This is a genomic window from Massilia sp. UYP34 (assembly GCF_056279385.1).
This window is the reverse complement of the sequence record NZ_JBWBRF010000004.1, coordinates 344,604-368,170: the sequence shown is the minus strand read 5'-3', so window position 1 is coordinate 368,170 and position 23,567 is coordinate 344,604. Positions and strand designations below refer to the sequence as shown.

Here is a 23,567-nt window from a genome sequence, read left to right as displayed (position 1 = left end):
TCGCCGCCTTACTCGCACCAGGCTGGCCTACCAGCTTGACTGCCTCGCGCTTGAACTCTTCTGAAAACAACCGTCTTTCACGTGCCATGTAATTCCTCCGATAGGGACATCATACCTATCGAAAGTGTCCGAGCTGGTGGGGGAAGGCCAAAGTGTGTTGATGAAGAATTTCGCTGCCATAGACTGGCCACGGTTCGACTGAGAACATCACACTTCGGACGAGGCGGCCATCACATTCCCCATCACACCTGCCATCGTAGGAAGTTGTCAACAGCGTTGAAACACGCGTAGAATGCGGGCAACGCGGGTGTAGCTCAATGGTAGAGCAGAAGCTTCCCAAGCTTCATACGAGGGTTCGATTCCCTTCACCCGCTCCAATCGCCCTTCCTGTAGCTGAGCAGCGCCATCCCGTTTCCAATCGCGATATCCTTTGCGTTCCCTCGTCTCGCCGAGCAAGGAGCGCTTCGCATGAGTCCCGATTCCCTGTCACGTCGCCGCCTGCTGCAAACGATGCTCGCCGCATCCGGCGGCCTGGCCCTGCCGTCGCTGCACGCCGCACCAGGTCCCGCGCCGCTGCTCACCCGCCCGATTCCCTCGTCCGGCGAACAGATCCCGGTCATTGGCCTGGGCAGCTGGATCACCTTCAACGTCGGCCGCGATCCGCAGGCCCGCAAGGAATGCCAGGAGGTGATGCGCCAGTTCTTCGCTGGCGGCGGCCGGATGATCGACTCGTCCCCGATGTACGGCTCGGCCCAGGACGTGATCGGCGAAGCCGTGCAGGCCATCAAGCCGCCGCGCCTCTTCTCCGCCGACAAGGTGTGGATCAGCGGTGGCGCCCGGGGCGTGCAGCAGATCGAGACTTCGCGCAAGCTGTGGCGCGTGCCGCGCTTCGACCTGCTGCAGGTGCATAACCTGCTGTCGTGGGAAGAGCACCTCACGACCCTGCAGGCGATGAAGAGAGAAGGGCGCTTGCGCTACGTCGGCATCACGACCTCCGAAGGCCGGCGTCTTGGCGAGATCGAAAAGATCATGGCCTCGCATCCGATCGACTTCGTGCAAATCTCGTACAACGCCCTCGATCGCGAGGTAGAGCAGCGCATCCTGCCGCTGGCGCGCGAGCGCCGCATCGGCGTGATCGTCAACCGGCCGTTCCGCCAGGGAGACTTGACGCAGGCGCTGGCCGGCAAGCCGCTGCCCGGCTGGGCCGCGGAGATCGGCTGCACCACCTGGGCCCAGGCGCTGCTGAAGTTCATCGTGTCCCATCCCGCCGTCACCTGCGCGATCCCCGCCACCTCGAGCGTGGCCCACGTGCGCGAGAACCTGCTGGCGGGAAGCGGCCGGATGCCCGACGAAGCCCTGCGAAGGCGCATCGCCCAGGATGCCGAAAGGCTGGCATGAGCGAGTGGTGGACCGAGTGGGCGACCTACAGGCTGTCGGACTTGCTGATGTTCTCGCAGCGCAGCTACTACCGGCTCATGGCCCTGTACAACGAGGCGGTCTGGCCCGCGCACCTGCCGGCGCTGGCGGCCGGCCTGGCCGTGATCGGCTGCATCGCGCGCCCTGGCGTCCACACCCGCCGCATCGCACTGCTGGTACTGGCCGTGGCCTGGGGCTGGGTGGGCTGGGCCTATCACCTGGCGCGCTATGCGGACATCAACACCGCCGGCCCCTGGTTCGCGCTCGCGTTCGGGGTGCAGGCAGTGATGCTGTGTTTCATGGCGCTGCGGCCGCGCGCGGCGACGCCGGCCGGCGTGCAGAAACAGGTGGCGTTGGGGCTGGCCGGCCTGGCGGTGGTCGCGTATCCGCTGCTGGCGCCGGGTAGCGGCCGTGGCTGGAGCCAGGCCGAAGTGTTCGGCATCGCGCCCGATCCTACCGCGATCGCGACGCTGGGCGTGCTGCTGGCCAGCCGTGCGCACCCGATTGCCTGGCTGATCCCGTTGGCGTGGTGCGCGGTGAGCGGCGCGACCCTGATGGAACTGCGCGTCGGTTACGCCTGGCTGCTGCCGACGTTCGCCCTCCTTGCGGTCGCGGCCGGATTGCTTTTCAGGCGTATGCCCCAGGCGCGGTGGCAGGGGCAGGACAAGTAGAGGCCGACCGGCCGGCGCTCAGCTCGACAACAGATTGCCCAACCTGAACGAATCCACCCCCGCCACCTTGCACACGTGCATCCCGCGCAGCAGGTGCCGGTGCGCCGTGCTGGCGAACAGCAGCCCCGAACGGCTGGCCGCCACCGGCGTGACCTGGCCGCTTACCGGATTGACGATGTCCGCGATCGGCTCGCCCGCCGCCACCTGGTCTCCCAGCTGCTTGCGAAACACCAGCACGCCCGCATGCGGCGCCGACAGGGGCTCGACCGCGTCCAGCGGCGTCGGGCCGCATTGCGCCGCTGGCAGGGCGCCCACTGGGATGTCGAGCACGCCCTGGTGCGCCAGGTAGTGCACGATGGCGTCGGCATCCTGCTGCGCGTAGTCGTAGTTCACGTCGTTCTCGCCGCGCAGTTCGACGGTGACGGCGGCGCAGGCAGGCGGGATCGCGGCTTGCGGAAAGTGGTCGGCCAGGTCCCACCACACGCGGCTGCAGGCTTCGTCGAAGGCTTCGCCGCCCGATTCCTTCGCCACCAATAGCACGCGCGCGCCCATCAGGTCGGCCAATGGCTGCACTACGTCGATCAGCGGCGTGCCGGTGTACATGTGCAGCACCGCCTCGTTATCGCAGTGCAGGTCGAGCACGATGTCGGCGTCGATCGCCATCGTCAGCAGGATTTTCTTGAGCGTGGCGGCATTGTCCGCCGGTTCCCAGGCCGCCACCTCGGCACGGGCCAGCTCACGGATCAGTGCGACGTTGGCCGCGGCGTCCGGGCCCAGCCGCCCCGCGAGCGCGTTCTTGAGGGCGGCCGCGACGTGGCGGTAGGAGCGGTTGAAATTCAGGCCGGTGGACAGGTCGTAGCGGCCGAACGGCGCGCCATGCAGCACCTGGGACAGGCCGAGCGGATTGGCTGCCGGAACCAGGACGATCTCGCCCTTGATGCGTCCCTCGGCGTCGAGCTGGTCGAGTCGCTCGCGCAGCAGGTGCGCCACCAGCATCGCCGGCACTTCGTCGGCGTGGATCGCGGCCTGGATGTACACCTTCTTGCCGCTGCCGGGCGTGCCGTAGTGGAGCGACGTCAGGGTCATGGTGGCGACACTGTCTTCGATGGCGATCGGGTGTTTCGTCGAGTGCATGGCAAGAGGCTCCGGCGTTGCTGGGGGAAGACACCGATTATGCGCGATTCCGCCTTGCCGCCACGCACGGTCGATGGTGGAGACGGCTGCGCTATAATGACAGCCGTTTTTTCCGCATATTCCACACTCCCCATGTCTTCTGAAAAGCCCACCAGTGGTCCGGCACGGTCCATGCTGTACGATCCCACCGAACACCGCATCCGCAGTTTCGTCACGCGCGCAGGGCGGTTGTCGACCGCGCAGGCGCGGGCTTTCGAGGAGCATGGCCCCAAGTTCCTGATCGAGTACAAGAAAGAGCCGCTCGATCTCGCAGGCGCTTTCGGTCGTCATGCGCCGGTCGTCCTCGAAATCGGCTTCGGCATGGGCGACACCACGGCCCATATCGCGAAACTGATGCCCGAAACGGACTTCCTGGGCGTCGAAGTGCACACGCCGGGCGTGGGCAGCCTGCTCAAGCAGATCGGCGAGCAGGACATCGCCAACCTGCGCCTGGTCCAGCATGACGTGTTCGAGGTGCTGAACCACATGATTCCGGATGGCGCGCTGCACGGCGTGCACGTGTTCTTCCCCGATCCATGGCACAAGGCGCGCCACAACAAGCGCCGCCTGATCCAGCCGTCCTTCGTCAAGCTGCTGTGCCGGAAGATCGCGCCGGGCGGCTACCTGCACCTGGCGACCGACTGGGAAGACTATGCGGTGCAGATGCTCGACGTCTTGAGCGCCGAGCCGGAGCTGGTCAACACCGCCGAGGGCTATGCGCCGCAGCCTGCATACCGTCCGCTGACCAAGTTCGAGAACCGTGGCATCAAGCTGGGCCACGGGGTGTGGGACCTGGTCTTCACGCGCAAATAAGCCATTCGGCCATCGTCGTTCACGCACGCCATGTCGTCGTTCGTCACCTCCCGCTGGGCGATGAACGGCAAAGTTCCTACACTGGACTCGTTGCTATACATTAACGAGTACGGAGGAAACCATGTGGGGACGAATCGCGCGGTGGTGGAAGGAGTGGGACCAGGAGCTGCTCGGCGTGCTGCGACAGCCTGGCCTGGCTGTCCAGGCGCCGGCGGGCTGGCGGCGCAGGATGGCGTGCAAGATTGCCGACATGTCGCCGGTCGAGCGCGAGGAGCTGTATCACATCGCGACGGCGTATAGCGGCAAGGCCTTCATACGCCTGCTTGCCAAGCTGTGCCTGGTATTCTCGGTGTTCGGTGCACTGGTCAAGCTGGCCTTCCTGCCCGGGCTGTCCCTGATGGCAGCGGTGCTGGCCGCGAATGCGGTCGGCTTGGGTGTCGTGCTGGCGCTGGCCGCGGTCTGGTTCAATCACGAGAAATATGTGCAGCGCGGCCGCCGGCTCGTGACGAAGGCCATCGGCCTGGGCATGCTGGGAGGCCTGTACGGCGCGGTTCTGGTGGTGATGTTCAAGGGAGATTCCTGGGGACGCCTGCTCGAGATCATGCCGAAGGTCCTGATGGTGACCGGGTTTGGCGTTCTGCTCCTGGTCGCGCTGCCAGGCTTCGTGCTGGCGCTGGTGCGCAGTCGGCACTATGCCCTGCTTGCCGTGAAGCTGAAGCAGGAAGCCGAGCAGGAGCGCCTGGCCCGCGAACTGAGCGAGACCCGGCTGCGGCTGCTGCATGCCCAGATCGAGCCGCACTTCCTGTTCAATACCCTCGGCGCGGTGCAGCAGCTGGCCGAGCAGGGCGCGCAAGGTGCGGCAAGGGCCGCCGAACTGACCTCCCACCTGATCGACTTCCTGCGCGCCAGCATGAGCGATATGCGGTGCGAACAGGTCGACCTGGAGACCGAGTTCCGCCTGGTCGACTCCTACCTGCGGGTGATGCAGATCCGTATGGGCGAGCGCTTGCGCTACACGGTCGACCTGCCCGATGCGCTGGCGAGCACCCAGGTGCCCAGCATGCTCGTGCTGACCCTGGCCGAGAACGCGATCAAGCATGGCATCGAGCCGTCCGTGCACGGCGGCGAGATCGCGGTCACGGCCCATGACGACCACGGGACGATCCGTATCCGGGTACGCGACAGCGGCGTCGGCATGAGCGACACGCCGGGCGCCGGCACCGGCCTGGAAAACGTGCGCCACCGCCTGCGCCTGACGTACGGCGAGGGCGCCTGCCTGTTGCTGAGTGAAGCCGAACCTGGCCTGCTGGCCGAAATCGTCATCCCCTGCAAGGAGCAAAAATGAGTGTCAACGTGCTGGTCGCCGAAGACGAACCATTGATGCGCGAGCGCCTGCTCGGCATGCTGGCCACGGCCTGGCCCGAAGCCAGCGTGGTGGCGGCGCCCGAAAACGGCATCGATGCCTGGGACGCCTGGCTCGCGCACGAGCCGCAGGTGGTCTTCCTGGATATCCGCATGCCCGGCATGTCGGGCCTGGAAGTGGCCGAACGCATCGGCCGCCGCTCTCATGTGGTGTTCGTCACCGCCTACGACCAGTATGCGGTCGATGCCTTCGACGCCGGTGCGGTCGATTACCTGCTGAAACCGATCCAGCCGGGCCGGCTCGACAAGGCATTGGCGCGCCTGCGCGAGAAGCTGGACACCCGACCGGACGATGTCAGCCAAGTGGTGCAGCAGGTCAAGGCGGCGTCGCCACAACCGAAGCGCGAAAAGCTCAAATGGCTCAAGGCCAGCGTCGGCAAGCAGATCCGCCTGATCGATGTCGAGGAGGTGCTGTTCTTCCAGGCCGACAGCAAGTACACGCGCGTCGTGCTCAATGGTTCCGAGGCGCTGGTGCGCATTGCCTTGAAAGATCTGGTGGGTGGGCTCGACCCAAGCCTGTTCTGGCAGATCCACCGCGGCACGCTGGTGAACGTGAATGCGATCCGGGTGGCCGAGCGGGTCGACGCCGAACGCATGCAGGTGCTGCTGCGCGGGAGCAACGAGGTGCTCCCGGTGAGTCGCAGTTTTACTCACCTGTTCCGGGAGTAATCCGGTCAGCTCATCTCGTTGATGATGGCGACGATCTCGTCGCCATAGGACACGAGCTTTTTCTCGCCGACGCCCGTCACGCCGCGCAGCTGGTCGATCGAGGCCGGCTTGACCTTGGCGATCTCGCGCAGGGTCGCATCCTGGAACACCACATAGGCCGGCACGCCGTGCTCGCGCGCGGTGCCCATGCGCCACGAGCGCAGGCGGTCGAAGATCGCCTGTTCGGAGCGCGACAATTCGGTTTCTTCGTAGTTCGAGCGCGAGGTGGACGGGCGCTTGGCCTTGACCGGCTTCTGGTACTGGCGCAGCTGCACCTTCTGCTCGCCCTTGAGCACGGGCCGCGCGGCGTCGGTGAGCTTGAGCGAACTGAAGGCGTCGTGGTCGACCGTCACCAGGCCGAGGGCGATCGCTTGCCGCAATATGGCGCGCCATTCCTGTTCGGAGCGGTCGGCGCCGACGCCGTACACGGTGAGCTTGTCGTGGTGCCACTGGCTGATGCGCTCCGTCTGGGCGCCGCGCAGCACGTCGATCACGTGGCCGCCGGCGAAGCGCTGGTCGACCCGGTAGATGGTCGACAGCAGCTTTTGCACCGGCACCGTGCCGTCGAAGCTGACCGGCGGCACCAGGCAGGTGTCGCAGTTGCCGCAGGGGCCGGAGCGCTCGCCGAAGTAGTCGAGCAGGCGCATGCGCCGGCAGCTGAGCGTTTCGCACAGCCCGAGCATGGCGTCGAGCTTCATCGACAGCACGCGCTTGAAGGTTTCGTCGGCCTCGGATTCGTCGATCATGCGGCGCTGCAGGACCACGTCTTGCAGGCCATAGGCCATCCAGGCGCTGGCGGGAGCGCCGTCGCGGCCGGCGCGGCCCGTCTCCTGGTAATAGCCCTCGATGCTCTTGGGCAGGTCGAGGTGGCAGACGAAACGCACGTCGGGCTTGTCGATGCCCATGCCGAAGGCGATGGTGGCGACCATGACGATGTTCTCTTCGCGCAGGAAGCGGGCCTGGTTGGCGGCGCGCACCGTGTGCTCCATGCCGGCGTGGTAAGCCATGGCGCGGATGCCGTGCTCGTTCAGGAAGTCCGCCGTCTCCTCGACCTTCTTGCGCGACAGGCAGTAGACGATGCCGGAATCCTGCGCGTGCTCGCTCGTGATGAAATCGATCAGCTGCTTGCGGCCGGTGGTCTTCTCGACGATCGAGTAGCGGATGTTGGGACGGTCGAACGACGAGACGAACTGGCGCGCGTCTTCCAGTTGCAGGCGGTGCGCGATCTCGGCCCGGGTCTGCTGGTCGGCGGTCGCGGTAAGCGCGATGCGCGGCACGTTGGGGAAGCGCTCGTGCAGGATCGACAGCCGGATGTATTCGGGACGGAAGTCATGGCCCCATTGCGACACGCAGTGCGCCTCGTCGATGGCGAACAGCGAGATGCGGCTGCTTTCGAACAGTTCGAGGCAGCGCGGCGTCATCAGGCGCTCGGGCGCCACGTAGACCAGGTCGATCTCGCCAGTACGCACCAGGCGCTCGATGCGCATGGCTTCTTCGAACGTTTGCGTCGAGTTGAGGAAGGCGGCGCGCACGCCGACTTCTTCCAGCGCGTCGACCTGGTCTTGCATCAGCGCGATGAGCGGGGAGACGACGACGCCGACGCCGTCGCGCAGCAGGGCGGGAATCTGGTAGCACAGCGACTTGCCGCCGCCGGTCGGCATCAGGACCAGCGCGTCGCCGCCGCTGGCCACGTGCTCGACGATCTCTCCCTGCTGCCCGCGGAAGGCGGGATAGCCGAAGACCGTCTCCAGCACGTGGAGAGCGCGCGCGCCGAGGTCGGCGCCGATATCGGGATTCATACTGTCTGTTTCAGTGTTTTGGACAAGGGTGAGGCTGGTAGTTTACTCCGACCAGTTGACCAAGCCAAAGTGAGCGGTCACCAGCACCAGGATGCCGAATACGATACGGTACCAGGCGAAGATCGTGAAGTCGTGCGTGCTGATGTAGCGCAGCAGCCAGCGCACGCACAGGAAGGCCGCGATGAAGGCCGAGACGAAGCCGAGGCCGAACAGCGGGAAGTCGGCCATCGACAGTGCCTCGCGTTCCTTGACCACAGAATAGACCGTCGCGCCAAGCATCGTCGGCATGGCAAGGAAGAACGAAAACTCGGTGGCCGCCTTGCGTGACAGGCCGAACAGCATGCCGCCGATGATGGTCGAGCCCGAACGGCTGGTGCCGGGAATCAGGGCAAAGGACTGGGCGAAGCCGACCTTCAGGGCATCGAGGGCGGTCATGTCGTCGACGCTATCGACCCGCGGCGCCGTGACGCGCTGGCGCTGGCGCCGTTCCACCCACAGGATGATGACGCCGCCCACGACCAGGGCGATCGCCACCGGCACCGGGTGGAACAGGAGTTCGGTGATCGTGGCGCTGAACAGCACACCGGCAACGGCGGCCGGCAGGAAGGCGATCGCGACGTTGCGCGCGAAGCGCTGCTGGAGCGGATCCGACCCCAGCCCGGAAAACAGGCGCATGACGCGCTCACGGTACTCCCAGACGACGGCCAGCACGGCGCCCAGCTGGATCACGATCTTGAATACCGTTTCTCTGACGCCTGTGAAATTGAGCAATTCGCCCGCAAGAATCAGGTGACCGGTGGAAGAAATTGGAAGAAATTCGGTGAAGCCCTCGACCAGGCCCATGATGATCGCCTTGATGGCGAGCGCAATATCCATGAATTATGTTGGTGTGGAAGTGATCTGGGAACGAGCCGGTTCAGGCACGCCGGCTTGGGCTCGAAGCTTACCATGAGCCGGCCCCCCGCCGTTGGGCTAACTGAACCGTACGGACGATTTTGCAGCGGCAATGTGCGGCCGGCCAGTGGCCAGGCATGCGCGCGAATGAAGAAGCGCTTGCATCGAATGTGACATCGCGTGCTACACTAAATCCATGAGTAATCCTGCACTCACCCAATGAGTCTATTATTGGTCATCATTCTTGCCGCGCTGTCCTGGCTGGCATTTCATGACTGGCAGTTGCCTAATGCATTACGCTACCGACCCTTCCAGGGCCGGGTCTGGCGCAGTTCTTTCCCATCTGCTTCCCGTAAAGACATCCGCGAATTCCTGTCGGTGTTCGGCGCCGCGTTCTCGTTCGGCGACAGCGAGAAGCTGCACCTGCGTCCTGACGACCAGGTGCTGGGCGTGGTGCGCGCCGCCAGGACCACCCGCTGGATGCCCGACGCGTCCGACATCGAGCCGCTGGCGCGCGCCCTGCGCGAGCGCTACGGTCTGCGCCTGGACGAGGTCTGGCATGACGGCTTGACCCTTGGCGGGCTGTTCCAGCGCGTGCAACAGGCACGCGGCAAATCGGCGGTGTAGGGTCGGCGGCTCGCCGCCGACGCGGCGATTGTTATCGGTACCGAATTTCGCGCCGGACGATCTCGCTGCCAACGATCACCGCGTCGGCGGCGTAAGCCGCCGACCCTGCGGCGCTGTCGCTTCTTCCAGCTCGGTCAGCCAGCGGATCGCCTGCGGGCGATCGTCGCCGCACATCTCATGCGACGGCTGCAGGCCGCCGCAGAAGGCCGGCCGTTCCGGTTGGCCAAAGATGCGGCAGCGCTCATCCTCTCCCAATTGCACGCAACGCACCCCGGCCGGCTTGCCGTTCGGCATGCCTGGAATCGGGCTGGTGATCGAGGGCGCGGTGCAGCAGGCGCCGCACTGCGGCCGGCACTGAAAAGGGGCGGACATGGACATCGGCATTGGAAGAAACTGAGCCCCCCAGTATACCTTAGCCGCTTCCAAGCGAAATACGACATCTTCGTGAAACGGCTTAATCTACGGTTTCCGCCTGATTTAAACTAATATAGTTTGTCGATACAACGTTTGCTTGACTGTTCCGACGACCGCGGTCTATATTGATTGCTCCTTAGATAATTTTCTGGGCGGGAATATGGACTGCCAACTTGACAGCAAGCCGCGCTGGGAACGTCGCAAGGAAGCGCGTCCCAAAGAGCTTCTGGCTTCCGCCATCGAGCTGTTCGTGGAACGTGGTTTCGCCTCGACTCGCCTGGAGGACGTGGCCCGCCGCGCCGGGGTGTCGAAGGGTACGCTCTACCTGTATTACGCCAACAAGGAAGACCTGTTCAAGGCCGTCGTACGCCAGGCCATCCTGCCGATGATCGACGATGCCGAGACATCGGTGGCGGAGTTCGATGGCCACAGCGCCGAGTTGCTGCGCCACGTGATCCTGTCCTGGTGGGTGCGCATCGGCGCGACCAAGGCGTCCGGCATCAGCAAGCTGATCCTTGCCGAATCCGACAATTTTCCCGAACTGGCGCGCTTTTACCAGGAAGAGGTCATGACACGCGGCATGCGCATGATTTCGAGCATGCTCGAACGCGGCATCCGCCGCGGCGAGTTCCGCGGGATCGACGTGCCGCAGACGGCCCAGGTGCTGATCGCGCCGCTGCTGATGCTCTCGACCTGGAAGCATACGATCGCCCCCTGCGAGCGCTGCGACCTGCAGCCCGAGGCTTTCCTGGAAGCCTTCCTCGATATCACCCTGCACGGCCTGCTTCCCGCCTCCAGGTAAGTTACCTGTCACGCCAGGGACCGATTTCTGGCGTTCATCCCCCTCAAACTGCAGACTGTCGCAATTTTTCGCTGGCTCGGCCGTGCATCGTTAAGATGTGCGTCCAGAGGCCATTGAGCGATTAGAATATCGGATTATTTATTTTTCCACCGAGAATTGAAATGAATATCGAACAAGCCCGCTTCAATATGGTCGAACAGCAAATCCGTCCGTGGAATGTCCTGGACGAAGAAGTGCTGGCGCTGCTGCACGTGGTCAAGCGCGAACAATTCGTGCCGAAGGCCTACGAGAACCTGGCGTTCGCGGATGTCGAGATCCCGTTGCCGGGCGGCGAGACGATGTTCAATCCGAAGGTCGAAGCGCGCATCCTGCAAGAGATCGCGGTGAAGAAGCATGAGAACGTGCTGGAGATCGGCGCCGGGTCCGGTTACATGGCCGCGCTGCTGGCGCACAAGGCGCGCCACGTGACCACGGTCGAGATCCAGCCGGAAAGCGTCTCGCTGGCCAAGGAAAACCTGGCCAGGGCCGGCGTCATCAACGTCAGCGTGGAAGAGGGCAACGGCGCCCAGGGCTGGCCGACGGACGCCCCCTACGACGTGATCGTGGTCTCGGGCGGTCTGCCAGTGCTGCCGGAAGCGCTGGTCACGCAGCTGAAGGTGGGTGGTCGCATGATTGCCATCCTGGGCGAGGCGCCGGCGATGAGCTGCCAGCTGATCACCCGCACCTCGGAAACGGCGCACGATGCGGTCAAGCTGTTCGAAACCGTGGCCAAGCCGCTGACCGGCGCCGAAGCGCCGTCGCGCTTTACCTTCTGAAGGCGATCGATGCGACAGATTACCGCCCCTGAGCTGGCCGCATGGCTGGCCGACCCGGCGCGCGAGCAGCCGCTGCTGCTCGACGTGCGCGAGGATTGGGAATTCCAGACCTGCAAGATCGCAGGCTCGACCCAGATCCCGATGCAACTGATTCCGGTCCGCGTGAGCGAGATCGACGACGACCGGGAAGTGGTGTGCATCTGCCACCACGGCGCGCGCAGCATGAACGTGGCCGCTTTCCTGGAGCGCAATGGGTTCAGTAACGTAACGAATTTAACGGGCGGGATACACGCCTGGGCCGTACAGGTCGATCCGTCAATGCCGAAGTATTGACCTGATCCTCAACCAGATGACTCCTGTGGAGATAGCAATGCAGAAACCCCTACTTGCCGTGCTGCTTGCCAGCGCGTGCTTCTCGCTCAACGCCCATGCTGCCGACCTGATCCAGGTCTACCAGCAGGCGCTGGCCAACGACGCGACATATGCGAGTGCACGCGCCTCGCTGGCCGCCGGCCGCGAGCGGATCACACAGGGGCGTTCAGGCCTGCTGCCAACCGTGGGTCTCAGTGGTGGGATCAGCAAGAACGACAACGAGTTCGATCCATGGAATATCGGCCAGGTGGGCACCTTGCCGAACGGCCAGCCGGGCATCATCGATTCGAGCGGTGCGAACCTGCGCACCAACGAATACACGCTGTCGCTGCAGCAGCCGTTGTACCGCTGGGATCGCTGGCAGACTTACCAGCAGAGCAAGCTGCAGCAGGCGATCGCCGAGGCGCAGTTTGCCCAGGCCCAGCAAGACCTGATCACGCGCGTGGCCACGGCGTATTTCGACGTGCTGGCGGCGCAAGACAAACTGGAGTCGACGCGCGCCCAGAAGGAAGCGACCACCGAACAGCTGGCGTCGGCCAAGCGCAACTTCGAGGTCGGCACCCAGACCATCACCGACACCCACGAGGCGCAGGCCGCGTACGATCTGGTGCTGGCGCAGGAATTCGCCGCCGTCAACGACCTCGACAACAAGCGCAACATGCTGCAGACGATCATCGGCACCGCGCCGGGCAACCTGGCCCCGCTCAAGCCGGGCGTGACCCTGGCGGTGCCGCAGCCGGCCTCGGTCGATCCGTGGGTGTCGTCGGCCGAGAACCAGAACTACGGCGTGACCGTCGGTCAGCTGCAGGTCGAGATCGCCATGCGCGACATCTCGCGCAACCGCGCCGGCCACCTGCCGACCGTCGACCTGGTGGCGAGTTCGACCCGCCGCGACATCAACGGCCGCACCGGCAATTCGGGCGACACCAAGAACAATGCGATCGGCGTGCAGTGGAGCGTGCCGATCTTCAGCGGCTTCGCCGTCACCAGCCGCGTGCGCGAATCGATCGCGCTGGAAGACCGGGCACGCAACGACCTCGAGGCGACCCGCCGCAACGCGGCGATGCAGGCGCGCCAATCCTTCCTGGGCGTGAACAGCGGCCTGGCCCAGGTCAAGGCGCTGGAAGCGGCGGAAGTGTCGAGCCAGTCGGCGCTGGAGTCGAACAAGCTGGGTTACCAGGTCGGCGTGCGCATCAATATCGACGTGCTGAACGCCCAGCGCCAGCTGTACCAGACCCGCACCGACCTGTCGCGCGCGCGCTATGACGTGATCATCAACGGCCTGCGCCTGAAGGCAGCGGCCGGTTCGCTGCGCGAGGCCGACCTGATGCCGGTGAACAGCTTGCTGGGAGAGTGATCTTCCGAGCCTGCGCCGTGGGTGCGCAGGCAGGTTTGAAAAAGCCCGGGGCCAGCATGCTGGCAACCCGGGCTTTTTCATTTTTCATATTACAGTGCCCGCGCGCGGCGCCACTGGATCAGTTCGGCGATGGTGAGGATCGGGAAGGCGCGTTCTTCGGCGAACTGCTCGATCTGCTCGCCACGCATCATGGTGCCGTCCGGGTTCATCAGCTCACACAGCACGGCGGCCGGCTGCAGGCCGGCCAGCCTGGCCAGGTCGACCGAGCCTTCGGTATGGCCGGCGCGCGCCAGCACGCCGCCCGGGGTGGCGCGCAGCGGGAACACATGGCCGGGGCGCACGAGGTCGTCCGGCTGGGCGTTGCGCGCAGTCGCGGCCTGGATCGTGGAGACGCGGTCCGCGGCCGAGACGCCCGTGGTCACGCCATGGCGGGCTTCGATCGAGACCGTGAACGGGGTGCCGTAGCGGCTGCCGTTCTCCGGCGCCATCGGCGGCAGTTCGAGCGCGCGCACTTTTTCATCGGACAGGCACAGGCAGACGATGCCGCTGCATTCGCGGATCATCAGCGCCATGGATTCGACGGTCAGCTTTTCGGCGGCGACGATCAGATCGGCTTCGTTCTCGCGATCGAAGTCGTCGAGCAGGATGACGGGAATGCCGGCGCGCATGGCGGCCAGGGCGGCGGCGATACGACCTTCGAGGTCATTGCTTTGAAGGGTGTAGGCAGGGACTAACATGTGAAACGCTCCTCGCAGTGGTTGGCGAAAAACGCATCAGGGCAAAGCGAAACCGCGCACCCGTTCAACCGCGAAGGCGCGGGTGAGCAGGCGCATGACAGCGCACATCTTCTTTCATCCGGACTATACCGTCGGCCCTGGCTTCTCACCAGGTCTGCTGACCCTGCTCACTGAAAAGTTGAGCAGGCGCTCGCGGGCTCGACCCGTGAAGATCATACCGCCGGTGGGGAATCGCACCCCGCCCCGAAGACGTTATTACATTGTGGTTGCCTGTTTGATAGGCAGGCGGATTGTAGCAGCGTGCGAGGATTCCTGCTCAGCAGGTACCGGTTTGGGATCGGTGGACAGACTCGACCGCGGGTCAGCTCAGCAGTTCACGCGAGTACACACGACATGGTGACAGCGCCAAAAAAATGGCGCGACACCCGCAGGCGCCGCGCCATCCTTGCTGAAAATCCGGTCAGCTTAGTTGCTCAGCCCACCGCCGCCGGCATTGTCGGCGCGCTCGATCAGCTCGACCTTGTAGCCGTCCGGGTCGGCGATGAAGGCGATCACGGTGGTGCCGCCCTTGACCGGGCCCGGTTCGCGGGTGATGTTGCCGCCGGCTGCGCGCACCTGATCGCAGGTGGCGTAGATGTCTTCGGTCGAGATCGCGATGTGACCGTAGCCCGTGCCCATGTCGTAGCTGTCGGTGCCCCAGTTATAGGTCAGCTCGAGCTCGGCGTGGTCGGGATTGCTGCCGTAGCCGAGGAAGGCCAGGCTGTACTTGTATTCCGGATTATCGCTGGTGCGCAGCAGTTTCATGCCCAGCACCTTGGTGTAGAAGTCGATGGAGCGTTGCAGGTCGCCGACCCTCAACATGGTATGCAGGATGCGCATTTGGATTGCCCTATGGGTTTCGAAGAACCGCTATTCTATGCGTTCGACGGCATCCTTGCCGGAGGCGCCGCAGGCAGGACTGCCCGCGGCGCGCCGGATCAGTTCTCGAGCTTGGCGTCGAGCGTGATCTTGGCGTTGAGCAGCTTCGAGACCGGGCAGTTTTCCTTGGCGGTGGTGGCCGCCTTGTCGAAGGCTTCCTGGCTCGCGCCCGGGATCTTCGCCACCAGGTCGAGGTGCACGGCCGTGATCGAGAAGCCGCCCTCGACCTTTTCCATCGACACCGTCGCCTTGGTGCGCAGCTCGTCGGCGGTCAGGCCGGCCTGGCCCAGCTGGCCCGACAGCGCCATCGTGAAGCAGCCAGCATGCGCCGCGCCGATCAGCTCTTCGGGATTGGTGCCCGGCGCGTCTTCGAAGCGGGTGTTGAAGCCGTAGGGCTGGTCCTTGAGCGCGCCGCTGCCGGTCGACACCTGGCCCTTGCCATCCTTGATGCCGCCACTCCAGACTGCACTGCCATCGCGTTTGATCGTCATGGGTTATTTCCTTTCATTGTCGTTGGTGTCGGGTGCGGGCTCGGCGTCATGGTCGCGCATGTCGCGATGACGGTCGGGCTGCGGTGTCGCCTGGCCGCTGGCGCCGGGGGCGGGATCGACCGCCTCCGAAATGCCGGGCGTGTTGCGCGCATCGGTATCGACCAGGCCCTGTTCGAGGTCCTTGGCCGCCTGCTTCATGACGCCGCGCGGCGCCTGGTCTTGCGCGTCCGGCGTCTCGTCGCGTTCATGCGGCTGGCGTTTGACGCCATCGTTGCTCATCGGTTCCCTGGTATTGACGAACCGGTCCTTGGCTTCGGTCACCATGGTGCTCTCCTTTGCATTTTCGTCATCATTGCCATCCTAACGCCCCGTTGGCGAATGAGTCGCGCAATTGAACCCTGTAATTTAATGATGCTTTTCTTTGCAATGACCCGGTGCAGCGGGGGAAGGTGAACGTATCGACCGCCGGCGCGCCTTGCGCACCGACCGACCCCGCGCGCATCGCATCCCGACCTTGGCCGTCCTGAGCGCGATGGGCGCGGTACTGATGGGCTGAACTTGCAGGGCAGGGGCGGCGCCAGCTATACTGTTCATTCATACAGTAATCGCCGAGCGCCGTATGGCAGCGGCAGGGATTATCGGTTAATCTCCACCGTGTCGTTCAACCCTATACCGCAGAGACCGTCATGTCCGCTTCGCCCCAACCGCAACAGATCATCGCGCTCGTGGTGAGGCACAACACGGCAGGCGTCGAGGAACCGGTCGGCCGCATTCGCGATTTCCTGCAAGAGGCCGGCTACCGCGTGGTGTTCGAGGCCGATACCGCGGCGCACCTGGAGCTCGATCAACTCGATTCGATGACCGTGGCCGAGATCGGCGCGCAGGCCAAGATCGGCATCGTGGTCGGCGGCGACGGCACCATGCTGGGCATCGCGCGCCAGCTGGCCGCGTACGACATCGCCCTGATCGGCATCAACCTGGGCCGGCTCGGCTTCATCACCGACATCCCGCTCGACGACATGCTGCCGGCGCTCAGCGAGATCCTGCAGGGCCGCGCGCGCGCCGAAGAACGTACCCTGCTCGAAGCGCGCGTGATGCGCGGCGGCGAGCAGATCTTCTGCAGCGTGGCCGTCAACGACGTGGTCGTGGCGCGCGGCACCGGCGCCGGCATGGTCGAACTCAAACTGACCGTCGACGGTCAATTCATGTACAACCAGCGTTCGGATGGCCTGATCGTCTCCACGCCCACCGGCTCCACGGCCTACGCGCTGTCGGCCGGCGGCCCGCTGCTGCACCCGAGAATGAAAGGCACGGTGCTGGTGCCGATCGCGCCGCACGCGCTGTCGAACCGGCCGATCGTGGTGCCCGACGACAGCGAGATCGTGGTCGAGCTGGTCAGCGGACGCGACATCAGCGTGAACTTCGACATGCAGACCTTCACCAGCCTGCAACTGGGCGACCGCATCGTCATTTCGCGCTCGCCGCACACGATCACCTTCCTGCATCCGCTCGACTGGAGCTATTACCACACGCTGCGCCAGAAGCTGCACTGGAACGAATACCCCACCAACGACGGCAAGCTCAAGTAAGAAGCCGGTATGCCCGCCCGACTTGTTCGCCACAGAATCGCCAATCACCGGAGACCCGATTTTTCATGCTGCGCACACTGACCATCCGCGACTTCGTCATCGTCGACGCCATCGAACTGGAGTTCTCGAACGGCTTTTCGGTGTTCACCGGCGAGACCGGCGCCGGCAAGTCGATCCTGATCGATGCGCTGCAACTGGCGCTGGGCGGCCGCGGCGACGCCAGCATGGTGCGCGAAGGCGCGGCCAGGGCCGACATCACGGCCGATTTCACGCCGACCGCGCCAGCCAGCGCCTGGCTGGCGCAGCATGAGTTCAGCGTCGACGAGGGCGGGGCGCTACTGCGCCGCGTGATCGACAACGCCGGCCGCTCCAAGGGCTATATCAATGGCGTGGCCGCCACCGCAGCCCAGTTGCGCGAACTGGGCGAGCTGCTGGTCGATATCCACGGCCAGCACGCCCACCAGTCGCTGCTCAAGCCGGACGCCCAGCGCGCGCTGCTCGACAACCAGATCGCGGTGCGCGATCCGCAGGCGCGCATCGAGGCGCAAGCCGTGGCGCAAGCCTGGCGCGCCTGGCGCGCGCTGGTGCGCCAGCGCGAGGAGTACGAGACCGATGCCAGGAACGTGCTGATCGAACGCGAGCGCCTCGAGTGGCAGGTCAGCGAGCTCGACAAGCTGGCGCCGAAGGCCGGCGAATGGGGCGAGATCAGCAACGAACACAGCCGCCTGTCGCATGCCGCCAGCCTGCTCGAAGGCGCCCAGGAAGCCTTGGCCGCGATCTCGGAATCGGAGCATCCGATCCTGTCGCAGCTGTCCTCGCTCAATGCCAAGCTCGGCAAGCTGGTCGACGTCGATGCCCAGCTGCAGGCGGTGCTCGACTGCATGGAGCCGGCCCGCATCCAGCTGCAGGAGGCCGTGTCCGAGCTGAACAACTACATCGACAAGGTCGAACTCGACCCTGGCCGCCTGCGCGACGTCGATGCCCGCATGGAGGCCCTGCACAGCGCCGCGCGCAAATACCGGGTGACGCCCGAAGAATTGCCTGAGGAGCATGTGCAGCTGGCCACCAGGCTGCGCCAGCTGGCCGACGCCACCGACATCGAGGGCCTGCGCCGGCAGGAAGACAAGGCCCGCGACGCCTACATGGACGTGGCCGGCCGCTTGTCGAGCCGCCGCGTGAAAGCGGCGGCCGAACTCGGCGCCCAGGTGACGGCCGCGATGCAGGAGCTCAGCATGAGCGGCGGCAGCTTCGCCATTGGCCTGAACAGCGGCGAGCCGGGCGCGCATGGCCTCGAACAGGTGGAATTCCTGGTCGCCGGCCACGCCGGCGTGGCGCCGCGTCCGCTGGCCAAGGTGGCCTCGGGCGGCGAACTGGCGCGCATTTCGCTGGCGATCTCGGTGATCACCTCGAACGCGACCACGGTGCCGACCCTGATCTTCGACGAGGTCGACACCGGTATCGGCGGCGGCGTGGCCGAGGTGGTGGGGCGCCTGTTGCGGCGCCTGGGCCAGCAGCGGCAAGTGCTGTGCGTGACCCATTTGCCGCAGGTGGCAAGCCAGGCCAACCAGCATTTCCAGGTGGCCAAGGGCACCACGGGCGAGGGCCGCACCGTGTCGCGCATCGACGTGCTCGACAGCCGCGCGCGGGTGGAAGAGGTGGCGCGCATGCTGGGCGGGATCGAGATCACCGAGACCACGCGCAAGCATGCGCGGGAGTTGCTCGCTTCCTGAACCACTGCATGAACCACTGCGCCGGGCAACTCTTCATGTCGATGTGATGCCACTTTCTTCATTCTGTGGCAGAGTGACGGTCGACCTGCGGTCTTACGCCGCAGCATCGTTCGCCAACCTCAACCATGGAAGGAAACCGCATGAGCATCGAAAAAGTCCTGTACCGCGCCCAAGCCACCTCGCAAGGCGGCCGTGAAGGCGCCTCGAAAAGTTCCGATGGCGTCCTCGACCTGAAACTCAGCACGCCGAAGGAACTCGGCGGCGGTGGCGGTTCGGGCACGAATCCGGAGCAGCTGTTCGCGGCCGGCTACTCGGCCTGCTTCCTGGGCGCCCTCAAATTCGTGGCCGGCCAGGCCAAGGTCGCGCTGCCGCAAGACCTGACCGTCACCGGTGACGTCGGCATCGGCCAGATCCCGACCGGCTTCGGCATCGAAGTCGACCTCACCATCAAGGCGCCGGGCATGGACCAGGCCCAGCTGCAAGAGCTGGTGGACAAGGCCCATATCGTGTGCCCGTACTCGAACGCCACTCGCGGCAACATCGACGTGCGCCTGCACGTGAACACCTGATCCCCGCGGCGTAGAGACGCGATCCCCGCAGGATAAGCAGCGCTCCGTGGCCAGTGCGCCACGGAAGGCGGTGGCGCCGCTCCGGCAAAAAAGAGGGGGCCACCCGCCCGACTGGCGGGCTGCACCTATAATAAGTAGTTCCCGTCATCCATCCTCATCTATGCCATTTCGTAAAGAACCGCCTCATATCCACGGCGCCGTGTCGCACAGCGCGATCGTGCTGGTCAACCTCGGCACGCCGGACGAGCCCACCCGCTCCAGCGTGCGCCGCTACCTGAAGCAGTTCCTGTCCGATCCGCGCGTGGTCGAGATCCCCAGCAGCATCTGGTGGTTCATCCTGAACCTGTTCATCCTGCCGTTCCGCTCCGGCCAGTCGGCCGCCAAGTACCGCACCATCTGGACCCGCGAAGGCTCGCCCTTGCGCAGCCATACCGCCCAGCAGGCGGCAGACCTGCAGGCCATGCTGGCCGAACGCGGCCACGAAGGCGTCAAGGTGGCGATGGCCATGCGCTACGGCACGCCGTCCCTGCCCGACGTGCTCGAGCAGTTGAAGGCCGACGGTTGCGACCGCATCGTCGTGCTGCCCGCCTATCCGCAGTATTCCGGCACCACCACCGCCTCGATCTGGGATGCGGTGTTCAAGCATTACGCCCAGGTGCGCAACGTGCCCGAGCTGCGCCTGGTGAAGCACTACCACGACCACGAAGGCTATATCAACGCGCTGCGCGACAGCGTGCAGGCCCACTGGGACAGCCATGGCCGCGGCCAGAAGCTGGTGATGAGCTTCCATGGCACGCCCAAGCGCACCCTGGAGCTGGGCGACCCGTATTTCTGCGAGTGCCAGAAAACCGGGCGCCTGCTGGCGCAGGCCCTCGGCCTGGGGCCCGACGACTACCTGGTCACCTTCCAGTCGCGCTTCGGCAAGGCCGAGTGGCTGCAGCCGTATACCGCGCCGACCGTGCAGCAGCTGGCGCGCGACGGCGTCGAGCGTATCGACGTGATCTGCCCCGGCTTCACCAGCGACTGCCTCGAGACGCTGGAAGAGATCTCGATGGAAGTGCGCCACGATTTCGAAGCCAATGGCGGCAAGGAATTCCACTACATCCCCTGCCTGAACGCCTCGCCGTCCTGGATCCGCGGCATGGCCGAGATCGCCGAGCAGCACCTGATCGGCTGGCCCACGATCCAGACCCCGGTCCAGCGCGAGGCGCGCCGCCTCGACGCCGAGCGCGGCGCGCACAACGCGGCGCGCCTGGGCGCTTGAACCCGCCGGCCCCGCGCCGGCATTCCCGCCTGTTCAAGATCGGCCCTTGCTTGTTGACAACCTGCTAAAATGGCGGGTTATAGACGCTGGGGGCGGTATCTGCCGCTTTTCGCTTAGCAGTTCTGCAATTCCCCTTGAAATTGTAGGAGATCGCCCCATCTGAGGCGCTGTGTATCGATCAGGATACGATTTTTATCAGCCAAGTCCTTGATTCTAGGAGTTTTTCCGATGCAAGACCAAGAGAACAAAGAGGTGCTCGACCAGCAGAGTGGCGAGGCGCCAGCCGCTGACGCCGCTGCAGGTGCAAGCACGCAAGCGCCGGCTGCGCCGGGCGCAGAACCGGGCCTCGAAGAGCAACTGAGCGCCACCGAAGCAAAACTGGCCGACATGCACGACGCCTACATGCGCGCCAAGGCCGAAGCCGACAATATCCGCCGCCGCGCCCAGGAAGACGTGAGCAAGGCGCACAAATTTGCCATCGAAAGCTTCGCCGAGGCCATGGTGCCGGTGCGCGACAGCCTGGAAATGGCCATCAAGGTCGAAGCCCCGACGGTCGAGTCGATCAAGGAAGGCGTCGAAATGACCCTCAAGCAGCTGACCTCCGCATTCGAGAAGAACCGCCTGGTCGAAGTCATGCCGCAGCCGGGCGACAAGCTGGACCCGAACAAGCACCAGGCCGTGGCCGTCGTGCCGTCGGAACAGGAAGCCAATACCGTGGTTGCCGTGCTCCAGAAGGGCTACATGATTGCCGACCGCCTGTTGCGTCCGGCCATCGTGACCGCCGCAGCGCCGAAATAAGCGGCCGCAGCCTGCATCTGTGTGTGTTCTAACTGAAGCTGTCAATAGAGCCACTTGAAAGCACGCTGCCCCTTCCCAATATTGAATCCATCAGAAATTCACAAATACCAAAGGAACACATCATGGGCAAAATCATCGGTATCGACCTGGGCACCACCAATTCCTGCGTCGCCATCATGGAAAACGGTACCCCGAAGGTGATCGAGAACGCCGAAGGCGCGCGTACCACGCCGTCGATCATCGCCTACCAGGAGGATGGAGAGATCCTCGTCGGCGCGCCGGCCAAGCGCCAGGCCGTCACCAACCCGAAGAACACGCTGTACGCCGTCAAGCGCCTGATCGGCCGTAAATTCGACGAAAAAGAAGTGCAGAAGGACATCGCGCTGATGCCTTACCAGATCATCAAGGCCGACAATGGCGACGCCTGGGTCGCCGTGCGCGACAAGAAGCTGGCGCCGCCGCAGATCTCGGCCGAAGTCCTGCGCAAGATGAAGAAGACCGCCGAGGACTACCTGGGCGAAGAAGTCACCGAAGCCGTCATCACCGTTCCTGCCTACTTCAACGACTCGCAGCGCCAGGCGACCAAGGACGCCGGCCGCATCGCGGGCCTGGACGTCAAGCGCATCATCAACGAGCCGACCGCGGCCGCGCTGGCATTCGGCCTGGACAAGACCGACAAGGGCGACCGCAAGATCGCCGTGTATGACCTGGGCGGCGGCACCTTCGACGTCTCGATCATCGAGATCGCGGACGTGGACGGCGAGAAGCAGTTCGAAGTGCTGTCGACCAACGGCGACACCTTCCTGGGCGGCGAAGACTTCGACCAGCGCATCATCGACTACATCATCGACGAATTCAAGAAGATCAATGGCCTGGACCTGTCGAAGGACCCGATCGCCCTGCAGCGCATCAAGGGTTCGGCCGAGCGCGCCAAGATCGAACTGTCGTCGTCGCAGCAGACCGAGATCAACGAGCCGTACATCGCCATGGCCAACGGCGCGCCGGTCCACCTGAACCTGAAGATCACCCGCGCCAAGCTGGAATCGCTGGTCGAGGAACTGATCAACAAGACCATGGAGCCATGCCGCGTCGCCATCAAGGATGCGGGCGTGAAGGTGTCGGACATCGACGACATCATCCTGGTCGGCGGCATGACCCGCATGCCGAAGGTGCAAGAGAAGGTGAAGGAATTCTTCGGCAAGGATCCACGCAAGGACGTGAACCCGGACGAAGCCGTCGCCGTCGGCGCCGCGATCCAGGGCTCGGTCCTGTCGGGCGAGCGCAAGGACCTGCTGCTGCTGGACGTGACCCCGCTGTCGCTGGGCATCGAGACCCTGGGCGGCGTGATGACCAAGATGATCCACAAGAACACCACGATTCCGACCAAGTTCTCGCAGGTGTTCTCGACCGCCGACGACAACCAGCCGGCCGTGACCATCAAGGTGTACCAGGGCGAGCGTGAGATCGCCGCCGGCAACAAGAGCCTGGGCGAGTTCAACCTGGAAGGCATCCCGCCGGCAGCGCGCGGCACCCCGCAGATCGAAGTGACCTTCGACATCGACGCCAACGGCATCCTGCACGTCGGCGCGAAGGACAAGGCCACCGGCAAGGAAAACAAGATCACCATCAAGGCCAACTCGGGCCTGTCGGAAGAAGAAATCCAGAAGATGGTGAAGGATGCCGAGCTGAACGCGGAAGAAGACAAGAAGGTCAAGGAACTGGCCGAAGCCCGCAACCAGGGTGACGCGCTGGTCCACTCGACCCGCAAGTCGCTGACCGAATACGGCGACAAGCTGGATGCGGCCGAGAAAGAGAAGATCGAAGCGGCGATCGCCGAGCTGGAAGCCGCGATCAAGAGTGGCGACAAGGCCGACATCGATGCCAAGACCGCGGCCCTGTCGAGCGCAGCGCAATCGCTGGGCGAGAAGATGTACGCCGACATGCAGGCGCAGCAGGCAGGCGGCGCGGGTGCGGCAGGCGCGGCCGGCGGCGGTGCGGCCGGTGGCGAACAGTCGGCCAAGCAGGACGACGACGTGGTCGACGCCGACTTCAAGGAAGTGAAGGACGCCAAGTAAGCGTCTTTGGCGCGGGGACGAACAGCTTCCCGCGCACTGGCCGAGCCGAAACCATCACTGGTCATCGGCTCGGTTTTTTTGGTTTCAAGAATCCGGGATAGTGAAGAACCGTC

General features: G+C 64.8%; 24 protein-coding genes, 1 tRNA gene and 1 riboswitch. Of the genes, 17 read left to right on the top strand and 8 right to left on the bottom strand.

What is annotated here, in order from left to right:
- The first annotated feature begins 303 nt into the window (after positions 1 to 303).
- The 3 genes from ACZ9AQ_RS10495 (at position 304) to ACZ9AQ_RS10485 (ending at position 2,087) form a co-directional block, all read left to right on the top strand.
- Positions 304 to 377: transfer RNA gene (locus ACZ9AQ_RS10495), tRNA-Gly, on the top strand.
- A 91-nt stretch (positions 378 to 468) separates the two neighbouring features.
- Complete coding sequence (locus ACZ9AQ_RS10490; RefSeq protein WP_429203699.1) at positions 469 to 1,398, top strand: aldo/keto reductase; 930 nt, start codon at positions 469 to 471, stop codon at positions 1,396 to 1,398.
- A complete protein-coding gene (locus tag ACZ9AQ_RS10485; RefSeq protein ID WP_429203698.1) occupies positions 1,395 to 2,087 on the top strand; it encodes a DUF6064 family protein in 693 nt (230 codons plus the stop codon). Before ACZ9AQ_RS10490 ends, ACZ9AQ_RS10485 begins: the two co-directional genes overlap by 4 nt.
- An 18-nt stretch (positions 2,088 to 2,105) precedes the next feature.
- Here ACZ9AQ_RS10485 and ACZ9AQ_RS10480 read toward each other — a convergent pair whose 3' ends face one another.
- Complete coding sequence (locus tag ACZ9AQ_RS10480; protein WP_429203697.1) at positions 2,106 to 3,221, bottom strand: succinylglutamate desuccinylase/aspartoacylase family protein; 1,116 nt, start codon at positions 3,219 to 3,221, stop codon at positions 2,106 to 2,108.
- A gap of 171 nt (positions 3,222 to 3,392) precedes the next feature.
- Here ACZ9AQ_RS10480 and trmB point away from each other — a divergent pair, with 171 nt between their 5' ends.
- The 3 genes from trmB to ACZ9AQ_RS10465 all read left to right on the top strand — a co-directional run bounded on the left by trmB (position 3,393) and on the right by ACZ9AQ_RS10465 (position 6,164).
- Positions 3,393 to 4,073, top strand: coding sequence for a tRNA (guanosine(46)-N7)-methyltransferase TrmB (gene trmB, locus ACZ9AQ_RS10475; protein WP_429203696.1), 681 nt, complete (start codon positions 3,393 to 3,395; stop codon positions 4,071 to 4,073).
- A gap of 121 nt (positions 4,074 to 4,194) precedes the next feature.
- Positions 4,195 to 5,418, top strand: coding sequence for a sensor histidine kinase (locus tag ACZ9AQ_RS10470; RefSeq protein ID WP_429203695.1), 1,224 nt, complete (start codon positions 4,195 to 4,197; stop codon positions 5,416 to 5,418).
- A complete protein-coding gene (locus ACZ9AQ_RS10465; RefSeq protein ID WP_429203694.1) occupies positions 5,415 to 6,164 on the top strand; it encodes a LytR/AlgR family response regulator transcription factor in 750 nt (249 codons plus the stop codon). Before ACZ9AQ_RS10470 ends, ACZ9AQ_RS10465 begins: the two co-directional genes overlap by 4 nt.
- 5 nt (positions 6,165 to 6,169) lie before the next feature.
- On the opposite strand, the gene recQ is transcribed toward ACZ9AQ_RS10465, so the two are convergent.
- Together recQ and ACZ9AQ_RS10455 are read right to left on the bottom strand one after the other, a co-directional pair.
- Positions 6,170 to 8,002: a DNA helicase RecQ gene (recQ, locus tag ACZ9AQ_RS10460; protein WP_429203693.1), complete on the bottom strand. Its 1,833-nt coding sequence runs from the start codon at positions 8,000 to 8,002 to the stop codon at positions 6,170 to 6,172.
- A 42-nt stretch (positions 8,003 to 8,044) separates the two neighbouring features.
- Positions 8,045 to 8,878 carry an undecaprenyl-diphosphate phosphatase gene (locus ACZ9AQ_RS10455; RefSeq protein WP_429203692.1) on the bottom strand — a complete coding sequence of 278 codons (834 nt, stop codon included), beginning with the start codon at positions 8,876 to 8,878 and terminating at the stop codon, positions 8,045 to 8,047.
- Positions 8,879 to 9,115: 237 nt separating this feature from the next.
- Here ACZ9AQ_RS10455 and ACZ9AQ_RS10450 point away from each other — a divergent pair, with 237 nt between their 5' ends.
- On the top strand, positions 9,116 to 9,523 hold the full coding sequence (locus tag ACZ9AQ_RS10450; RefSeq protein WP_429203691.1) for an ATP-grasp domain-containing protein: 408 nt from the start codon (positions 9,116 to 9,118) through the stop codon (positions 9,521 to 9,523).
- Positions 9,524 to 9,598: 75 nt separating this feature from the next.
- Here the strand turns inward: ACZ9AQ_RS10450 and ACZ9AQ_RS10445 are convergent, their stop codons facing one another.
- Positions 9,599 to 9,895, bottom strand: a complete 297-nt coding sequence (locus ACZ9AQ_RS10445; RefSeq protein WP_429203690.1) for a YkgJ family cysteine cluster protein — start codon at positions 9,893 to 9,895, stop codon at positions 9,599 to 9,601.
- 202 nt (positions 9,896 to 10,097) lie between these two features.
- Here ACZ9AQ_RS10445 and ACZ9AQ_RS10440 point away from each other — a divergent pair, with 202 nt between their 5' ends.
- From ACZ9AQ_RS10440 to ACZ9AQ_RS10425, 4 genes are all read left to right on the top strand, one after another.
- Positions 10,098 to 10,739: a TetR/AcrR family transcriptional regulator gene (locus ACZ9AQ_RS10440; RefSeq protein WP_429203689.1), complete on the top strand. Its 642-nt coding sequence runs from the start codon at positions 10,098 to 10,100 to the stop codon at positions 10,737 to 10,739.
- A 161-nt stretch (positions 10,740 to 10,900) separates the two neighbouring features.
- Positions 10,901 to 11,554: a protein-L-isoaspartate O-methyltransferase family protein gene (locus tag ACZ9AQ_RS10435; protein WP_429203688.1), complete on the top strand. Its 654-nt coding sequence runs from the start codon at positions 10,901 to 10,903 to the stop codon at positions 11,552 to 11,554.
- A gap of 9 nt (positions 11,555 to 11,563) precedes the next feature.
- Positions 11,564 to 11,887 carry a rhodanese-like domain-containing protein gene (locus tag ACZ9AQ_RS10430; protein ID WP_429203687.1) on the top strand — a complete coding sequence of 108 codons (324 nt, stop codon included), beginning with the start codon at positions 11,564 to 11,566 and terminating at the stop codon, positions 11,885 to 11,887.
- A 37-nt stretch (positions 11,888 to 11,924) separates the two neighbouring features.
- Positions 11,925 to 13,283, top strand: a complete 1,359-nt coding sequence (locus ACZ9AQ_RS10425; protein ID WP_429203686.1) for a TolC family outer membrane protein — start codon at positions 11,925 to 11,927, stop codon at positions 13,281 to 13,283.
- An 89-nt stretch (positions 13,284 to 13,372) separates the two neighbouring features.
- Here ACZ9AQ_RS10425 and ribB read toward each other — a convergent pair whose 3' ends face one another.
- From ribB to ACZ9AQ_RS10405, 4 genes are all read right to left on the bottom strand, one after another.
- Positions 13,373 to 14,020, bottom strand: a complete 648-nt coding sequence (ribB, locus tag ACZ9AQ_RS10420) for a 3,4-dihydroxy-2-butanone-4-phosphate synthase (RefSeq protein WP_429203685.1) — start codon at positions 14,018 to 14,020, stop codon at positions 13,373 to 13,375.
- Between the two features lie 102 nt (positions 14,021 to 14,122).
- Positions 14,123 to 14,275, bottom strand: a riboswitch (FMN riboswitch).
- 210 nt (positions 14,276 to 14,485) lie between these two features.
- Positions 14,486 to 14,899, bottom strand: a complete 414-nt coding sequence (gloA, locus tag ACZ9AQ_RS10415; protein WP_429203684.1) for a lactoylglutathione lyase — start codon at positions 14,897 to 14,899, stop codon at positions 14,486 to 14,488.
- A gap of 98 nt (positions 14,900 to 14,997) precedes the next feature.
- A complete protein-coding gene (locus ACZ9AQ_RS10410; protein ID WP_109346092.1) occupies positions 14,998 to 15,429 on the bottom strand; it encodes an OsmC family protein in 432 nt (143 codons plus the stop codon).
- Between the two features lie 3 nt (positions 15,430 to 15,432).
- The gene (locus tag ACZ9AQ_RS10405) at positions 15,433 to 15,753 is read right to left on the bottom strand and encodes a hypothetical protein (protein WP_429203683.1); all 321 of its coding nucleotides are present in this window, start codon (positions 15,751 to 15,753) and stop codon (positions 15,433 to 15,435) included.
- A gap of 362 nt (positions 15,754 to 16,115) precedes the next feature.
- On the opposite strand from ACZ9AQ_RS10405, the gene ACZ9AQ_RS10400 reads away from it, so the two are divergent.
- The 6 genes from ACZ9AQ_RS10400 (at position 16,116) to dnaK (ending at position 23,454) form a co-directional block, all read left to right on the top strand.
- Positions 16,116 to 17,018 carry an NAD kinase gene (locus ACZ9AQ_RS10400; protein ID WP_429203682.1) on the top strand — a complete coding sequence of 301 codons (903 nt, stop codon included), beginning with the start codon at positions 16,116 to 16,118 and terminating at the stop codon, positions 17,016 to 17,018.
- Between the two features lie 65 nt (positions 17,019 to 17,083).
- Positions 17,084 to 18,748, top strand: a complete 1,665-nt coding sequence (gene recN / locus ACZ9AQ_RS10395) for a DNA repair protein RecN (protein ID WP_429203681.1) — start codon at positions 17,084 to 17,086, stop codon at positions 18,746 to 18,748.
- Between the two features lie 140 nt (positions 18,749 to 18,888).
- Positions 18,889 to 19,317: an organic hydroperoxide resistance protein gene (locus ACZ9AQ_RS10390; protein ID WP_429203680.1), complete on the top strand. Its 429-nt coding sequence runs from the start codon at positions 18,889 to 18,891 to the stop codon at positions 19,315 to 19,317.
- Positions 19,318 to 19,477: 160 nt separating this feature from the next.
- The gene (gene hemH / locus ACZ9AQ_RS10385) at positions 19,478 to 20,581 is read left to right on the top strand and encodes a ferrochelatase (protein WP_429203679.1); all 1,104 of its coding nucleotides are present in this window, start codon (positions 19,478 to 19,480) and stop codon (positions 20,579 to 20,581) included.
- Between the two features lie 228 nt (positions 20,582 to 20,809).
- Positions 20,810 to 21,379: a nucleotide exchange factor GrpE gene (gene grpE / locus ACZ9AQ_RS10380; protein ID WP_429203678.1), complete on the top strand. Its 570-nt coding sequence runs from the start codon at positions 20,810 to 20,812 to the stop codon at positions 21,377 to 21,379.
- 104 nt (positions 21,380 to 21,483) lie between these two features.
- Positions 21,484 to 23,454, top strand: coding sequence for a molecular chaperone DnaK (gene dnaK, locus ACZ9AQ_RS10375; RefSeq protein ID WP_429203709.1), 1,971 nt, complete (start codon positions 21,484 to 21,486; stop codon positions 23,452 to 23,454).
- Positions 23,455 to 23,567 lie beyond the last annotated feature (113 nt).

Bases quoted from the DNA above. Each gene is read 5' to 3' on its own strand.
- ACZ9AQ_RS10455 (WP_429203692.1), bottom strand. From the start codon at position 8,878: ATGGATATTGCGCTCGCCATCAAGGCGATCATCATGGGCCTGGTCGAG.
- trmB (WP_429203696.1), top strand. From the start codon at position 3,393: ATGCTGTACGATCCCACCGAACACCGCATCCGCAGTTTCGTCACGCGC.
- ACZ9AQ_RS10445 (WP_429203690.1), bottom strand. From the start codon at position 9,895: ATGTCCGCCCCTTTTCAGTGCCGGCCGCAGTGCGGCGCCTGCTGCACC.
- ACZ9AQ_RS10390 (WP_429203680.1), top strand. From the start codon at position 18,889: ATGAGCATCGAAAAAGTCCTGTACCGCGCCCAAGCCACCTCGCAAGGC.
- grpE (WP_429203678.1), top strand. From the start codon at position 20,810: ATGCAAGACCAAGAGAACAAAGAGGTGCTCGACCAGCAGAGTGGCGAG.
- ACZ9AQ_RS10465 (WP_429203694.1), top strand. From the start codon at position 5,415: ATGAGTGTCAACGTGCTGGTCGCCGAAGACGAACCATTGATGCGCGAG.
- ACZ9AQ_RS10480 (WP_429203697.1), bottom strand. From the start codon at position 3,221: ATGCACTCGACGAAACACCCGATCGCCATCGAAGACAGTGTCGCCACC.
- ACZ9AQ_RS10435 (WP_429203688.1), top strand. From the start codon at position 10,901: ATGAATATCGAACAAGCCCGCTTCAATATGGTCGAACAGCAAATCCGT.
- recN (WP_429203681.1), top strand. From the start codon at position 17,084: ATGCTGCGCACACTGACCATCCGCGACTTCGTCATCGTCGACGCCATC.
- ACZ9AQ_RS10440 (WP_429203689.1), top strand. From the start codon at position 10,098: ATGGACTGCCAACTTGACAGCAAGCCGCGCTGGGAACGTCGCAAGGAA.
- ACZ9AQ_RS10430 (WP_429203687.1), top strand. From the start codon at position 11,564: ATGCGACAGATTACCGCCCCTGAGCTGGCCGCATGGCTGGCCGACCCG.
- ACZ9AQ_RS10490 (WP_429203699.1), top strand. From the start codon at position 469: ATGAGTCCCGATTCCCTGTCACGTCGCCGCCTGCTGCAAACGATGCTC.
- ACZ9AQ_RS10485 (WP_429203698.1), top strand. From the start codon at position 1,395: ATGAGCGAGTGGTGGACCGAGTGGGCGACCTACAGGCTGTCGGACTTG.
- gloA (WP_429203684.1), bottom strand. From the start codon at position 14,899: ATGCGCATCCTGCATACCATGTTGAGGGTCGGCGACCTGCAACGCTCC.
- ACZ9AQ_RS10450 (WP_429203691.1), top strand. From the start codon at position 9,116: ATGAGTCTATTATTGGTCATCATTCTTGCCGCGCTGTCCTGGCTGGCA.
- ribB (WP_429203685.1), bottom strand. From the start codon at position 14,020: ATGTTAGTCCCTGCCTACACCCTTCAAAGCAATGACCTCGAAGGTCGT.
- recQ (WP_429203693.1), bottom strand. From the start codon at position 8,002: ATGAATCCCGATATCGGCGCCGACCTCGGCGCGCGCGCTCTCCACGTG.
- ACZ9AQ_RS10470 (WP_429203695.1), top strand. From the start codon at position 4,195: ATGTGGGGACGAATCGCGCGGTGGTGGAAGGAGTGGGACCAGGAGCTG.
- ACZ9AQ_RS10410 (WP_109346092.1), bottom strand. From the start codon at position 15,429: ATGACGATCAAACGCGATGGCAGTGCAGTCTGGAGTGGCGGCATCAAG.
- ACZ9AQ_RS10400 (WP_429203682.1), top strand. From the start codon at position 16,116: ATGTCCGCTTCGCCCCAACCGCAACAGATCATCGCGCTCGTGGTGAGG.
- ACZ9AQ_RS10405 (WP_429203683.1), bottom strand. From the start codon at position 15,753: ATGGTGACCGAAGCCAAGGACCGGTTCGTCAATACCAGGGAACCGATG.
- ACZ9AQ_RS10425 (WP_429203686.1), top strand. From the start codon at position 11,925: ATGCAGAAACCCCTACTTGCCGTGCTGCTTGCCAGCGCGTGCTTCTCG.
- hemH (WP_429203679.1), top strand. From the start codon at position 19,478: ATGCCATTTCGTAAAGAACCGCCTCATATCCACGGCGCCGTGTCGCAC.